Raw genomic sequence first — 15,396 nt, 5'->3', positions numbered from 1 at the left:
AACCTTTTATATGGCAAAAGAGTTTCAGATTGAATCCGATTATGAGCCGGCTGGCGATCAGCCTACCGCCATTGCGGGTCTGGTGCAGGGCGTAGAAGATGGCCTATCACACCAGACTCTATTAGGTGTTACCGGTTCGGGTAAAACCTTTACCATCGCAAATGTGATTGAGCGCCTGGGTAAGCCGACCATGATCATGGCGCACAATAAGACTCTGGCTGCCCAGCTGTATGGTGAATTGAAGGAGTTCTTTCCGAACAATGCGGTTGAGTATTTTGTTTCCTATTACGATTACTATCAGCCTGAAGCTTATGTCCCGTCCTCGGATACCTTTATTGAGAAAGACGCTTCGGTTAACGAACACATTGAACAAATGCGTTTGTCGGCAACGAAAGCTTTAATGGAACGCAGTGATGCGGTTATTGTCGCGACTGTATCGGCCATTTATGGTTTGGGTGATCCTGATGCTTATTTGAAAATGGTTCTGCATCTGACCCGTGGTGCAGAAATCGATCAGCGCGAAGTTTTACGCAAATTGGCTGAACTGCAATACACTCGCAACGACGCAGACTTTCGCCGGGCAACTTATCGAGTTCGTGGTGACGTCATTGATATCTATCCTGCGGATTCGGATCGCGAAGCCCTGCGTGTAGAGCTTTTTGATTCTGAAGTTGAACAACTGTCTTTGTTTGATCCTTTGACTGGCGAAATTCTTTCTAAAGTACCTCGCTTCACTGTGTATCCGAAGTCTCACTATGTGACACCGCGCCAGCGGATTTTGGATGCGGTAGAGTCAATCAAGGTGGAATCGGCTGAGCGATTAAGCCAGTTGCGCGAAAATGGCAAGTTGGTTGAAGCCCAACGGTTGGAGCAACGCGTAAAGTACGATGTGGAAATGATGCAGGAGTTAGGTTACTGCACCGGTATTGAAAACTACTCACGTTACCTTTCTGGTCGCCCACCGGGCGAGCCACCGCCAACACTGTTTGATTATCTTCCTGACGATGCCTTGTTGGTGATTGATGAATCCCATGTAACGGTTCCTCAGATTGGTGCCATGTACAAGGGCGACCGATCAAGAAAAGAAACATTGGTGGAGTATGGTTTCCGTTTGCCTTCGGCGCTGGATAATCGTCCAATGCGATTTGAAGAGTGGGAAAGCGCTTCGCCGCAAACCATTTTTGTATCGGCAACCCCCGGTAAGTATGAAGAGGAATATGCCGGGCAGGTGGTCGAACAGGTGGTACGTCCAACCGGCTTGCTGGACCCCATTCTGGAAGTGCGCCCGGCGCTGAATCAAGTGGACGACGTGCTGGGTGAGATCAAGCGGGTAACCCAGGGTGATGAGCGCGTGCTGATCACCACGTTGACCAAGCGCATGGCGGAAGATCTCACCGAGTATTTGGAAGAGCACGATGTTCGCGTACGCTATCTGCATTCTGACATCGATACGGTCGAACGGGTAGAAATTATTCGCGACCTCCGTTTGGGCGAATTTGATGTACTGGTCGGCATCAATCTGTTGCGGGAAGGCCTGGATATGCCCGAGGTGTCTCTGGTTGCCATACTTGATGCAGATAAGGAAGGTTTTTTGCGTTCCGACCGTTCGCTGATCCAAACCATTGGCCGTGCGGCTCGAAATGTGAATGGTAAGGCGATTCTGTATGCCGATCGCATTACCGGTTCCATGCAGCGTGCAATGGATGAGACTGAGCGCCGTCGTGACAAACAGATTGCTCACAATGAAAAGCTGGGCATTCAACCTAAAGGTATCGTCAAGAACATCGCCGATATTCTTGAAGGTGCCCATGTGCCGGGACGTGCCAAGAAGCGTGATCGGGTTGCTGAAAAATCCAGTCGCTATCAGTTGGAAAAAGGTGAAGATCCTTGGCAGTTGATTAAAGAGCTGGAAGAGAAGATGATGCAGCACGCGAAAGATCTTGAGTTTGAAGATGCCGCGAGATTGCGAGACGATATTCAGCGTCTGAAAGCACAGCTGTAAATTTCACCGGAGCCTTCTTCATTTGGCAATGGCAAAATTGGGCAAGGACGTTACAAAAGTGACTTTTTGCCCGAAATTCTTTAAAATACGCCTGCTTTACGCATCCTAAGGGGTGGCTCTGATTATTAAATCCCCAGAGCCTGAGATGTCACTCGCAGCCAGGATTACTTAAACCTGCATTGTCGAACTGGACAAACCCTTTGAACCTGATCCGGACAATGCCGGCGTAGGAATAGGAAGGCCATACTGGCGCCTGTCAGTTTTTAACCATCGTATTACCCCGCAGCAAACCGGGTCTCCCTTTTACACCGATGTTTCGGTAATGGAGACTTGAAATGGCGCTTAACGCTAAAACCCCAATAAAACCTCTGGTACTTGCTTGCCTGTGTGCAAATTCCTCTTTTCTTTTTGCTGAAAAAGAACTTGAAGAAGTTTTGGTGACTGCCGATTTTCGCGACAGCAAGCTGAGTGAAATGGCGGCCAGTGTTGATGTTATTGGTCATGATCAAATTGAATTGCAGGAAGCGCGTCATATTGAATCCCTGCTCAATTCCATCCCTAATGTAAATTACTCCTCGGGAGCCTCCCGTGGTCGCTTTTTCCAGATTCGTGGTATCGGTGAGCGTTCCCAGTTTGTCGAGCCTGTAAATCCCTCAGTAGGTGTACTGGTTGATGGTGTTGATATGAGTGGCATTGCCGGTGCTGCGACTTTGCTCGATACCGAGCAAGTTGAGGTCTTGCGTGGACCACAGGGAACCCTCTATGGTGCCAATGCTCTGGCAGGTTTGATCAATATTAAAAGCCAGGAGCCGACCGAAGAATTCACCGGTCGCCTGAAAGCCAGTGTGGCGGAATTTAACACTCGCCAATTGGCGGCGGTTATGTCCGGGCCTATTAGCGATACTGTCAGTTATCGCATTGCTGCCCAGGATGAAGAAAGTGATGGTTATATGGAAAACCGCCACCTGGGGCGTGACGACACGGCGGATATCGATGAAAAAACGGTGCGCGCAAAACTGCGCATTACACCAAGCGACGAACTTCGTTTGGATTTGACAGCTCTCTATGTTGATGTGGACAACGGTTACGATCACTTCACCCTCGACAATAGCCGCAATACTCTATCGGATGAGCCTGGCCACGACCGTCAGGAAACCAAGGCGGTCTCCGCTCAGCTAAACTGGCAATTTTCCGAGACGACGGTTCTGGATGGTAGCGTGAGCATTGCCGATTCAGACATGGAATATGGTTATGATGAAGACTGGACCTTTGTGGGCATTCATCCCGAGGGTTATTCTTCTACAGACAATTATATTCGCCAGCGCGACAATAAAACGGCCGATATCCGTCTAATGTCCTCAGAGCAGGGCCGTGTTCTTAATGGCAGCAGCGATTGGCTGATCGGCGTGTATGCCTTTGATCAGGATGAAAGCCTGCGTCGCCAATACACCTATTTGAGCAACGATTTTCTCAGTGATTTTTCAACTGAGCGCCAAGCCATTTATGGTCAACTCGACAGTGATCTCAGCGATGATCTTTACTTGAGTGTTGGCGCCCGTTTTGAAAAGCATCGCAATCGCTACAACGATAGCAATCAAGTGAATGCCAGTTCCGATGAAAATTTATGGGGCGGTAAAGTTTCCTTGAGCTATCACCACAGTGATAACGGCAGCACCTATGCTCTGGTTTCCCGGGGCTATAAATCTGGCGGCTTTAATACGGATGGCACTCTGCCAGCGCAATTCCGGAGTTTTGATACCGAGGTTTTGTGGAACTATGAGTTGGGCTACAAGTTCGCTGGTGAATCCAGCAGTGTGCAACTGGCTTTCTTTTATCAAGATCGTGAAGATGTACAAATCAAGAGTTCCAATGCGGTTCCGCGTCCTGATGGCAGTACCGAATTTGTTGACTTTATCGACAACTCTGCAGAGGGTGAAAGCTACGGGCTGGAACTGAGCAGTCAGTGGCAGCTCAATGAATCCCTGAACGCCTTTGCCAATCTCGGTTTATTGGAAACTGAGTTGAACGATACCTCCCTGACGCGCAATGGTGGCGAGGTGGCCCATGCGCCAACGTATCAGGCGGCGCTGGGTTTTAATCTTGATCTGGGGCAGGGCTGGTTTACCAGTGCGGATGTACAGGCCAAGGATGAGTTCTTTTTCTCGGACAGTCACAATGCCCAGTCCGAAGCCTTTGTTCTTCTCAATGCCAAGCTGGGCTATCGCCATATGGATTGGGAACTCAGCCTTTGGGGGAAAAACCTGGGTGATGAAGATGTTCGCACCCGTGGTTTCAGCTTTGGCAATGACCCTCGCAACGGTTATGCTGGAGCCGAATACTTCCAGTTTGCCGCACCTCGCCAAATTGGTGTCAGCGGCGAGTACCGCTTTTAATCGATAAAACTGACACAGTGCCTGCAATTGGGCTGGCGTTGTGTTCAAAAAAGGAGTGGCTATGAAACTCACTGTAGACATCAGCTTGTACCCCCTCAAAGATCAATATATCCCCCCGATCAAAGAAGTGATTGCAGGCTTTGAAAGCCATGCCGGTGTTCGTGTGGAAACCGGTCATACTGCCACCTTGCTGACCGGTGATTTTGATGTGGTCATGGCGGCCGTTCAAGCAGAAATGAAACGTTCTTTTGAAACCTATGGGCAGGTCGTGTTTGTTGCGAAGTTTATTGGTCGTGATGTCAATGAGGCCTGGGACAAGGGCCCGTTCGGCGGTTAGGTAATACTGCTGGCGCTTAAGAATTTGCCGATTGTCGTAAAGAGTTTGAATAACTATGCCTGAACTCATTAACACCTTGTGGTCACAAGTGCAGGGGATGGCTGCCTGGGAATTGCTTGCCGTTGTATGCGCATTGATTTATCTGGCACTCGCCATGTTGGAAAAAATCAGTTGCTGGTATTTTGCCTTTGTCAGTACTGCCATCTATACAGTGATTTTCTGGAAGGTCAGCCTGCTGATGGAATCGGCTTTGCAGATTTACTATCTGTTTATGGCTGTGTTCGGTTGGTGGCAGTGGCGCCGACCGAAAGATGAGTCAGCGGCGCTTGAAATTCATTGCTGGACTTGGCGCCAACACCTTATCGCAGTTGCTCTGATTTTGGTTCTAAGCGTTGCGAGCGGAACCTTACTCCAACAATTCAGTCAAGCGGCCATGCCGTTTCTGGATTCGTTTACAACCTGGGGGGCTGTGATTACCACGTATATGGTGGCCCGAAAGGTTTTGGAAAACTGGATCTATTGGTTTGTAATCGATGGTATTTCCATTTACCTTTATTTAGATCGCGGGCTGGTTTTTACCGCAGCTTTGTTTGTGCTATACGAAATTATGGTCGTGATGGGTTTCTGGCATTGGCGCAGGCAAATGCAGCAGAGCAAGGCTTCTGCTGGTTTGCAGGCGGCTTAGATGAGCAGGGTGCTTTCCTTGGCTGAGCGCCAACGAATGTTGGCTTTATTGCCTGAACCCTGGTGCAATGCGGCTTATGAGTTTTCTGTATTACCCAGTGAAAGTAATGATAATTTTTTGTTGTCGGCTGAGGGAATGGCAAGCTTGGTGTTGCGTATTGCCAAAGCTGATGCGCAAAGCCTGGGGGTAAATAGAAATCTTGAACAGACACTTTATGGATGGGCGGCAAACATAGGCCTATCGCCCGAATTGCTTTGGGTCGATAAGCAGCGGGGCGTAATGCTCAGTAGATATTGTGCAGATGACGTTGCGGCACATGATTCAGATGCGTTCATACGCTCGCTGGCTGAACAGTTGGCCAGGCTTCATTCTGTTCCTCATAAAGAGCTACCTTTCCATGTTCATGGTCGTTGTATTTTCGACCACACATCGACTTATAAAAAATTATTGATGGAAAATTCAGTAGGGCAAAGCCTTCAACTGACGAGTACGATTCACTCCGCCTTGGAATTCGCACAAAAGTGCTGGCCGGGAATGTCGGAAGCGCAATGTCTTTGTCACAGTGATTTGCATCGTGACAATATTTTGTTTCATGAAGGTCGTGTGTTTTTTCTGGATTGGGAGTACACAGCCATAACGCCCGCCATTTTGGATATAGCCAGTCTGGCGCAAAGTTATGCATGGAACGAACAGCAATTGCAGTCCTTTTATTCTTGTTATCTCAGTGCCAAGGCGATTCCGGATAACGCTCATTCGGAACACTTTAGCCGTTTGATTCGCGAGCTTCCCGTTGCCCGTTTTTTGTTGGCTTTGCAATCCTATTACTGGTCTTTGCTGCATTACAGTGAAGGTAAGCAGGCCTGCGAATATTTCGATATTCTGGAACTGGAAGCAGGGCGCTTGCTGGCTATCATGTAGTTCCCGGGACGAGTTCCTTGAACACTCGCCGGCGAATTTCAGAGCTTAGGCGAAATCTCCACAATCCCTCTCTATTAAACCCTCCATTTGCTGGACAAAATGACAGTTTCAGCCCAAAGTTGTGAGAACTCTGTGATAGTTGCTTTGTATTATGCTGGCCGTAAGAGGTGCAGTTGTTTCAAACTGCCCTGAACCAGGGGTAAACACGACGCCGTTCGTGTCTGGGAATGTATTGTGAGTGCCGCTTGCATGGGTAGAAAATGGGCAAACGAGCGCTGAATTGGAAGAAAAGGTAGTAATCGATGGAAAACAAAAAGATTCTCATTGTTGAAGATCAGCAGGATATTGCGGATTTAGTGCGTTTGCATCTTGGCGATTTGGGCGCTGAAGTCACCCATGCCGTCGACGGTCATGAGGGTATGCGCATGGCCTGTGCGATGGACTGGGATCTGATGATTCTGGACATTCAATTGCCGGGACCTTCCGGCCTGGAAATCTGTCGTGCTGTGCGCCGCAATGAAGCCTTTGTCCCCATTTTGTTGCTGACATCGCGCTCCAGCGAGTTGGACCGAGTATTGGGTCTGGACATTGGCGCTGATGACTACATCACTAAACCTTTCAGCGTTATGGAGCTGATTGCCCGGATTAAGGCGGTATTTCGCCGTGTTGAGGCGCTGGAGCCAAAAGAGCAGCAAGTCACCGAGAGTATCGATCTCGGTCGCTTGACCATCAACGATGAGCTGCATCAGGTTCGCCTGGGTGAAGAGTTGGTCGATCTGACAGCGCGTGAATTCGACTTGCTGCGTCATTTTGCGGCTCAGCCGGGGCGTGTCTTCCGGCGTTCGGAACTGCTCGATAGCGTTTGGGGCTATGGCCACGATGGCTACGAACATACCGTGAATTCGCATATTAATCGCCTGCGGGCCAAAATAGAAAAAGACCCCAATAATCCCGAGATCATAGTGACGGTATGGGGTGTGGGCTATAAGTTGGACGCGCAAGCCCTGCAAGCGTCCTGAGCCGTTGTAACCGAGAAAGCAAGCCTCCGGGCTTTGATAAGACATTTAGAGTTTATGAATCAAGAAGAACAATCCGTAAAATTGATGCGTTCCAGCATTTTTAGCACCTTAAGCGCCAAGCTGTCTTTGGCACTGGTGCTTATCGTGGCGACTTTGGGTATCGGGGTATTTGTTGCCAGCCAGGCCTGGATGCGCGTTTACTATGACGAGCTGACACAGAAGCTGAATTTCGATATCGCCAAATACGTGAATGGCGAATACCAATTGATCCAGGACGAATCCAACACCCCGAGCACCGAAGCCATCAAGCAGGTTGCCCACGTGGCCATGGTGGTTAATCCGGTGGTTGAGGTGTACTTGCTGGATGTGCACGGCCATATAATTGGCCATGATTTGCCGCCGGAATCCGTTCTGCTCAAGCAAGTGCCTATTGAACCGATTCAGGCTTTCATTGATGGAACCGAAGAGTTTCCATTACGGGGGCAGGACCCGCGGCAACCTGACGTTGAGAAAGTCTTTTCGGCCGCAGCCATTGAAAATGATGGCCAGTTGCAAGGCTATCTGTACGTGATTCTTGGTGGTCAGGCCTATGACAATATCGGTGACGGCCTGAAAGACAGTTACAGCCGTACTATGGTGTTTACCGCCATTGCTTTGATTACTTTGGTTGCGGTACTGACGGGTTTATTGGTTTTCCGTTTGTTGGTACGTCGACTGAGTGCCTTGAGCCACAAGATGCACAACTTTGCCCGCCATGAGTTGCCCCAGGTGGCGACCGATCCTATTCAGCAGGCGGTGGCCAAAGATGAAATTGAATTGTTACAGCTGACTTTTGAGTCCATGTCAGGGCAGATCAAGCAGCAGTTTGAGCTATTGCGTGAAGCTGACGCCACTCGACGCGAATTGATTTCAAATGTCTCTCACGACCTGCGTACGCCGCTGGCAACCATTCAGGGCTATCTGGAAACCCTGCTGATTAAAAATGGTACCTTGAATGAGGCCGAGCGCCTGGAATACCTGAATACCGCGATGAAAAGCTCACGTCGTCTGGGGCAGTTAATTGGCGATTTGTTTGAGTTATCCAAACTGGAATCCAATCACACCCGTCCTAACTTTGAGCGCTTTTCCCTGGCGGAGCTGGTTTTTGATACGGCACAGGAATTCCGACTGGAGCTGGAAGCCAAGCAAATCAAGCTGGATATCCACAATGAGCAGAACAACGCTCTGGTTTTTGCGGATATCAGCCTGATGCAGCGTGTGTTTGAAAACCTGCTGCGCAATGCGATTGCCTATACCCCGGAAGGTGGTTTGATCGAGCTGGGGATAGTGGCCGATCCCAACAGCGCCCAGAAGATCAAAGTAACAGTGGGCGATACCGGTCGCGGTATCAGTGAAGAGGATCTGCCGTATATCTTTGACCGTTTCTATGCCAATCCGGACCGCAGCCGTGAGGATGTGAGCTCCACAGGGTTGGGTTTGGCGATCGTGAAGCGCATTCTGGATATCCACGAAGCCAATATTCAAGTCAAGTCCAAGATCAATCAAGGCACTCGTTTCGAGTTCGAGCTGCCAAAAGAGCAGGCCGCCTGAGGCCTGCCGTATCCTCTATCCGGGCGCAGACTGCGCCCAGTATTCCTATAAAAAATACCCAATATAAAACCTATAAATTCGCCAAATAAAGCTGGCTTCCATAGAATTTATGTTAATGCATATATAAGACTGTGGAGGCAATAACCGTGAGCGAAAGAATCCAGCAAGGTGGCTTGCAAATTGATGCGGCGCTGTATCGCTTAATCGAGGAGCAGATTGCTCCAGGTACCGGTGTAAATACCCAAGATTTCTGGCAGGCCTTTGAAGCCATCATCACGGATCTGGCCCCAAAAAATAAGGCTCTGCTGGCCAAGCGTGAAGACTTTCAGGCCAAAATCGATAGCTGGCATCAGGAAAACCCCAAAGGTGATTTTGCCAGCTACAAGGAGTTTTTGCTGGATATCGGTTATTTGCTGCCTGAGGGTGACGAATTTGCCGTTACCACAGAGAACGTTGATACCGAGATTGCCGAGCAAGCCGGCCCACAGCTGGTTGTTCCCGTTAAGAATGCCCGTTTTGCTCTGAATGCTTCCAATGCGCGTTGGGGCAGTCTGTACGATGCCCTGTACGGTACCGATGCCATCAGCGAGAGCGGTGGTGCGGAAAAAGGCCGTGGTTACAATCCGATTCGCGGTGCCAAGGTTATTGAATTTGCTCGCAAGCACCTCGATCAAGTGGCGCCTTTGCAGTCGGGTAGCCATCAGGAATCAGCAGGTTACAGCATCGAAAACGGTGCTCTGCAGGTTAAATTGAGCGACGGCAGCGTAACCGGACTGGCTCAGCCGGAAAAGCTGCAAGGCTACCAGGGTGAAGCTTCGAAACCTGACTCTATTTTGTTAAAAAACAATGGCTTGCATGTCGAAATTCAAATTGATTCTAGCCACAATGTTGGCAAAGACGACCCAGCCAATGTAAAAGATCTGCTGGTCGAAGCGGCAGTAACCACGATTATGGATTGTGAGGACTCCGTCGCGGCTGTTGATGCCGAGGACAAGGTTGAGGTTTACTCAAACTGGCTGGGTCTGATGAAGGGTAATCTCGAAGACAGTTTTGAGAAGGGCGGTCAGATGATGACTCGTCGTTTGAATGCGGACCGTTTCTATACCCGCCCGGACGGCGGAGAGCTGCGTTTGCCAGGCCGTAGCCTGTTGTTTGTACGTAATGTTGGTCACCTGATGACTAACGATGCCATTCTTGATCGAGATGGTAATGAGGTTCCAGAAGGCATTATGGATGCCATGGTGACTTCTCTGGCCGCAATGCACGATTTGCAGCGCAACGTTGATGACCGCGAAGCTCGCGGAAACTCACGTACGGGTTCGGTGTACATTGTGAAACCGAAAATGCACGGCCCGGAGGAGGTGGCTTTCGCTTGTGAACTGTTTGCCCGCGTTGAAGACGCATTAGGCTTGCCACGTAATACGCTGAAAGCCGGCATCATGGATGAAGAGCGTCGCACAACAGTGAATTTGAAAGAATGTATCCGTGCGGCATCAGAGCGTGTGGTGTTCATTAATACCGGCTTCCTGGATCGTACGGGCGATGAAATTCACACCAGCATGCTGGCTGGTGCCATGATTCCAAAAGCGAACATGAAGCAGCAGCCCTGGATCAACGCTTACGAAGACTGGAATGTCGACAATGGGCTGGCTTGTGGCTTACAGGGTAAGGCTCAAATTGGTAAGGGTATGTGGGCGATGCCGGATGAAATGGCCGCGATGCTTGAACAGAAAATTGGTCATCCGGAATCAGGCGCCAATACTGCCTGGGTACCTTCACCGAATGGCGCAACCCTGCACAGCACGCACTACCATCAAGTAAATGTTGTGTCCCTGCAGGACGAGCTTAAGCAGCGTCAACGTGCCAGTCTGGACGATATTCTGACGGTTCCGGTTATGGAAGATCCATCCGTTCTGAGCGCTGAGGAAATTCAATCTGAACTTGATAACAATGCTCAGGGCATTCTGGGTTACGTTGTGCGTTGGATTGACCAAGGCGTGGGTTGTTCCAAGGTTCCAGATATTCACAACATCGGTTTGATGGAAGACCGTGCGACTTTGCGTATTTCCAGTCAGCATATTTGTAACTGGCTAGAGCAGGGTGTGTGTAGCAAAGAGCAGGTTATGGAAACTTTGCAGCGTATGGCAAAGGTTGTTGATGAACAAAATGCCAGCGATGCTGAGTACCGTCCAATGGCCGCCAATTTCGATGATAATATCGCCTTCGAAGCGGCTTGTGCATTGATTTTTGAGGGTAAGACTCAGCCTAGTGGTTACACCGAGCCTTTGTTGCACGCGTATCGTAAAAAAGCCAAGGCTAAATACGGCGCCTGATTGTAAGGCCAGCGTTAAAACCAGTTAAAGCAATAACAGTTGGTCCGGTGCTTCGGTCGGCTGTTATTGCTTCTTTATTGCCCCGTATTATTCCTATAGTGTTCCCCCAGCTCGCGTACTGCGCTTTGTTTTTGCTTCCCGGTTAAAACCTCTCACTTATCTGTTCTGTTGCACTTTATTTTTCAGGTCTTGTTGAATTTTTCATTCAGCCTGTTTGTGGGGCTTTGTGTCTGTTTGGCAGAATTTTCCTCAATGCTGGCATTGTTGATGTGTAAATTTTTCTTGTATGCTGCAAGGCAGAATGAAAAACACCCATTAGGAGACTGTTATGGCGAGTGAAAGTGATCTGAATATTTTTATGCCGGTATTGGCAATGATGCTGTTAACCATGCTGGTATGGATAACCTTATTGTATCGTCGCTTATCCACGGCGATGTCAAATGGTATTGCTGCTGATCGACTCAATACCCCTGAGAAAGTAAAAGAGTTGCTTCCAGAAAAAGCAATGGCACCGGCTTATAACCTTGCCAATCTTTTCGAATTGCCAATCCTGTTTTATGTATTGTCTGTTTACCTTTCCATTAGCAATTTGGTGGATTCTTTGTTTATCACCTGTGCTTGGGGGTTCTTTGCATTTCGTTTAGCCCACAGTGTGATTCATTGCAGTTACAACAAGGTCATGCATCGCTTTGCTGCATATTTACTGTCTTCGGCCTTATTATGGTTCATGTTATTGCGAGCGGTTTTTCTAAGTTTGTAAGCTATTTTTTTGAGTGCTAAAACGAAAAAAGCCGGCAATTGCCGGCTTTAATGTTACTTCTTGTTTTGCACTTACTTGTGCCTGATTCCATTTTTCTGGGCTTCCTTGCCCTATACCTATTCCTGGATTCAGTTCTTAGAACTTGTATTCGATACCAACCCACAGCTCCCAGAAGGAAGGACGGGCTACACGAGTTTCACCCGCAGGGCGAATGAACTCTTCGAATACGTACTGGCCATTGTCGTTAATGCTGGCATCAACAATACGTTGTGAACGTGGGAAGCTAGGCTCGTACAATACGCCCCAGTCGTCGTTCAGCAAGTTGCCAACGTTCTTAACGGTCATGTAAACCTTACCTTTGTGATCTTCAGCAAATCCTGGGATTTCCTGGGTCACTTTCAGGTCGAACTTGTTCCACCAGCGACCATTCAGACTGTTACGCTCCATGATCTGACCGCGCTTCAGGCCTTCAGAGTCAACCAAGGCAAAGAATGCGTCGGTGTCGAAGTTTTCACCGAAGACAACATTTGGATCGTCCAGACCGGTTGGGATGTATACCAGGTGGCGAGAGATAAAGCCGGTGGAATCACCGAACATAAAGCCACTGTTAAAGGTATAGCTGTAAGGGCGACCTTCGTTCGCAGTACCGAACAGGTTGAAACGAGTTTTCAGACCATCGAACAACTCCATTTCATAACCCAGCTTCAAAGTGAAACGGTGAGGAATCACGTAGTTTGAAGTTGCTTCATCAGGAGCGTTAGGGTTAGAGCTGGCGGCGTTCACGTAGTTAGAGAAAGCAACGGAGCTGGTCATTGGGCTGATTTCAGTCGCATCGGTGTACGCATAAGAGAACGCGTAATCGAAGCCGTTATCAAACTCTTTGCTCAATGCGAAAGAAACAACGGTGCTTTCACCGGAGTCGCCTTTAACATTGGTCAGCAGGAAGTCTTGGCTGCGACCGTTGATGGAGCCGTAGATTGGACGACCGTCAGGTGCGGTACCTACGGTTTCACGAGTGGCGTCGATGATGATGGCGGAGTCTTTATTCTCGGAGTACAAGAAGTCAGCCTGGAACAAGTGGCCATCGTCAAACTCGTAGCTACCACCCAGTGCGTACTTAACAGAGTGAGGCAGTTCGAAGTTTGGATCCATGAAGTTCAAACCACCGTTGAAACCTTCACCACGACCTACGGCGTCGATCAAGTGCTGAGGAACATCACGGATAGGGGAGCCGCCGTTGGCATACTCGTAGCCAAACAGTGAATCACCACTGCGATCCTGAATCTGCAGAACACGTACGCCGTCGTTGGAGTAGTTGTTGGAAATCCAAACGTTCGGGTTACCACCGGAGTAGACACCGACACCACCGTGGATTTCCAGGTTGTCGTTAACATTCCACTCGAAACCAACACGTGGCTGGAACAGATCCTTGCCGTCCATGTTTTGAGCGTTAGAGAAACCATAGTTCTCTTCAACAGCTGGGTTAACGGTTGGCAGATCATCACTCTCGTACCAGTCATAACGTGCACCAACTACCAGAGTAACGTCAGCGCTGCTGAAGGAGTACTCGTCCTGGAAGTAAACGGTGTTTACGTCGTAACCGAACTCAGCTGCACCGTCGGCAGGAATGTTTGTGCCGCCAGCGTTACCGTAGTAGATACGTGAAGGGGTGCCAGCTTCGAAATCATCGATGCTGTTAAAGCGGAACTCACCCTGGGAGTGCTGAATAAACAGGTTAAATACATCGAACTCTTCACGTTCATAACCGAAAGTGAAGTTGTGATCGTTGTAAGTGTAGGTACCTGAGAACTTATAAGACATGGTCTCATAGCTCAGCTTGTTGGATTGACGAGAATCGTCACCACCCAGGAAAACATTGGCGCGGGCGCCATTGTTGGTTGTGCTGATGCGAACTTCACCAAAGCCTTCGGTATCGCGAGAAATCTGACGGTTATCCAGATCTACGTAACCGATTTTGACTTCAGTACTGAAGTTGTCGCTCCAGTCAGAGAAGAATTGGGCAACGTAAGAGTTCAGCTCGGCACCACGCTCATAGTAGTGATTGGTGAATTCGAACTCGTCGGAATCGCCATCTGCTTCACTGATGTTAAAGCCGTCGTTGTAGTTGTAGGTAAAGGCGGCACGGTGGTCATCGTTGATGTTCCAGTCAACCTTAACCAGGAACTTCTCGTCTTCGTTTGGAATAGAAGGAACCGGCAGGCCTGGATCGTAGCCGTAAACATCGCGTGAGATCTGCAGAATGCGATCGAAATCAGCCTGGCTCAAACCCTGAACTTCAACAGCCGCACCAGAACCAACGGGGCCACGGTTGAACAGGTTAGCGCTTTCCTGCTTGTAGTAAGAGGCGAAGAAGAACAGTTTGTCTTCAATCAGGGGGCCGCCAACGTTGAAGCCGTAACGTTTTCTGTCAAAGCTGCCGCGATCGATAGAATCGCCTTCCAGGCTGTCGCCAGACATGGAATCGTTGTTGAATTCATAGAATACGCTGCCAGTGAATTCATTGTCACCGGATTTGGTTACGGCGTTGATGTTACAGGCACTGAACTGACCGTACTGAACATCAAATGGCGCCAGCTCAACCGAAGTCTGGTTAATCGCGCGGAATGGAAAAGGCATGCGCTCGGTTGGGTAACCGTTGCTGTTCAAACCGAAGTTATCGTTCAAGCGAACGCCGTCTACGGTCAGAGAGTTGAAGCGAGGGTTTGCACCGGCACATTGAATGGCGTCGGAAAACGCTTCATCAATATAAACGCGGGGGTCCTGTTTGATCAGGTCTTTAATATCAGCGTTAAAGGTCGGAGCATTTTCCAGGTCCACAACGTCGAAAGAGCGGCTGATGCCCATGGCCGTGTTGGCCAGCTGAGTTGCGGTTACCGTAACTTCTTCAATATTGGAAGAAGAGTTCAGCTGAGTGGTGATCGGGTAGCTGCCACCCAGTTGCAGGAATACATTGTCGACAACAGAGGTGTTGCCATTTTTGCTGATGGTTACCTTGTATGGGCCGCCAACAGCCAAACCTTTTGCCACAAAACGACCAGAGTCATTGGTCTGCATTGTGCTGGTACGATTGGTCTTAAGGTTAACAATGGTCACGGAAGCTGAGGTGGCCGGGTTACCTTGGGGACCAAATACCTGACCGCGAATCGCGGAGGTGGTCTCCTGGGCCTGAACACCTGCGCTCAGGCCAACAGCAAGGCCAACAGCAGCAGCTAATAGTGACTTCTTCTGGTTGATACCAACCATAAATCCCCCTAGTGATTGAGTAAAACTTGAATTCAAATTTTCTATTTCTGCGAAACTTTTTGGCCGGACAGGGGTCAGGCCAGACTAATCGCCGC

At 49.2% G+C, this 15,396-nt stretch carries 10 protein-coding genes and 1 riboswitch; of the genes, 9 read left to right on the top strand and 1 reads right to left on the bottom strand.

Translation table 11 applies throughout. The features are described 5' to 3' along the window. The first annotated feature begins 10 nt into the window (after positions 1–10). The 9 genes from uvrB to G8768_RS09415 all read left to right on the top strand — a co-directional run bounded on the left by uvrB (position 11) and on the right by G8768_RS09415 (position 12,037). Complete coding sequence (gene uvrB / locus G8768_RS09455; RefSeq protein WP_166844467.1) at positions 11–2,002, top strand: excinuclease ABC subunit UvrB; 1,992 nt, start codon at positions 11–13, stop codon at positions 2,000–2,002. A 98-nt stretch (positions 2,003–2,100) separates the two neighbouring features. Beyond that, positions 2,101–2,252: riboswitch (TPP riboswitch) on the top strand. A gap of 85 nt (positions 2,253–2,337) precedes the next feature. Beyond that, a complete protein-coding gene (locus G8768_RS09450; protein WP_166844464.1) occupies positions 2,338–4,395 on the top strand; it encodes a TonB-dependent receptor in 2,058 nt (685 codons plus the stop codon). A 61-nt stretch (positions 4,396–4,456) separates the two neighbouring features. After that, the gene (locus G8768_RS09445) at positions 4,457–4,732 is read left to right on the top strand and encodes a YkoF family thiamine/hydroxymethylpyrimidine-binding protein (protein ID WP_166844461.1); all 276 of its coding nucleotides are present in this window, start codon (positions 4,457–4,459) and stop codon (positions 4,730–4,732) included. A gap of 55 nt (positions 4,733–4,787) precedes the next feature. Further along, on the top strand, positions 4,788–5,417 hold the full coding sequence (pnuC, locus tag G8768_RS09440; RefSeq protein ID WP_166844457.1) for a nicotinamide riboside transporter PnuC: 630 nt from the start codon (positions 4,788–4,790) through the stop codon (positions 5,415–5,417). Continuing rightward, positions 5,418–6,335: a phosphotransferase gene (locus G8768_RS09435; protein ID WP_166844455.1), complete on the top strand. Its 918-nt coding sequence runs from the start codon at positions 5,418–5,420 to the stop codon at positions 6,333–6,335. It begins immediately after the preceding gene. A gap of 302 nt (positions 6,336–6,637) precedes the next feature. Beyond that, a complete protein-coding gene (locus G8768_RS09430) occupies positions 6,638–7,354 on the top strand; it encodes a response regulator transcription factor (protein ID WP_166844453.1) in 717 nt (238 codons plus the stop codon). Positions 7,355–7,408: 54 nt separating this feature from the next. Next, a complete protein-coding gene (locus G8768_RS09425; RefSeq protein WP_166844451.1) occupies positions 7,409–8,944 on the top strand; it encodes a sensor histidine kinase in 1,536 nt (511 codons plus the stop codon). A gap of 146 nt (positions 8,945–9,090) precedes the next feature. Beyond that, positions 9,091–11,277, top strand: a complete 2,187-nt coding sequence (locus tag G8768_RS09420) for a malate synthase G (protein WP_166844449.1) — start codon at positions 9,091–9,093, stop codon at positions 11,275–11,277. Positions 11,278–11,605: 328 nt separating this feature from the next. After that, on the top strand, positions 11,606–12,037 hold the full coding sequence (locus G8768_RS09415; protein ID WP_166844447.1) for an MAPEG family protein: 432 nt from the start codon (positions 11,606–11,608) through the stop codon (positions 12,035–12,037). A gap of 135 nt (positions 12,038–12,172) precedes the next feature. Here the strand turns inward: G8768_RS09415 and G8768_RS09410 are convergent, their stop codons facing one another. After that, entirely contained in the window at positions 12,173–15,301 is a 3,129-nt protein-coding gene (locus G8768_RS09410) for a TonB-dependent receptor (protein ID WP_166844445.1), read from the bottom strand. Positions 15,302–15,396: the final 95 nt, after the last annotated feature.

Source organism: Pseudoteredinibacter isoporae (assembly GCF_011602085.1).
GTDB classification, from domain to species: Bacteria; Pseudomonadota; Gammaproteobacteria; order Pseudomonadales; family Cellvibrionaceae; genus Pseudoteredinibacter; species Pseudoteredinibacter isoporae.
This window is presented reverse-complemented; position numbering and strand designations above follow the sequence as displayed.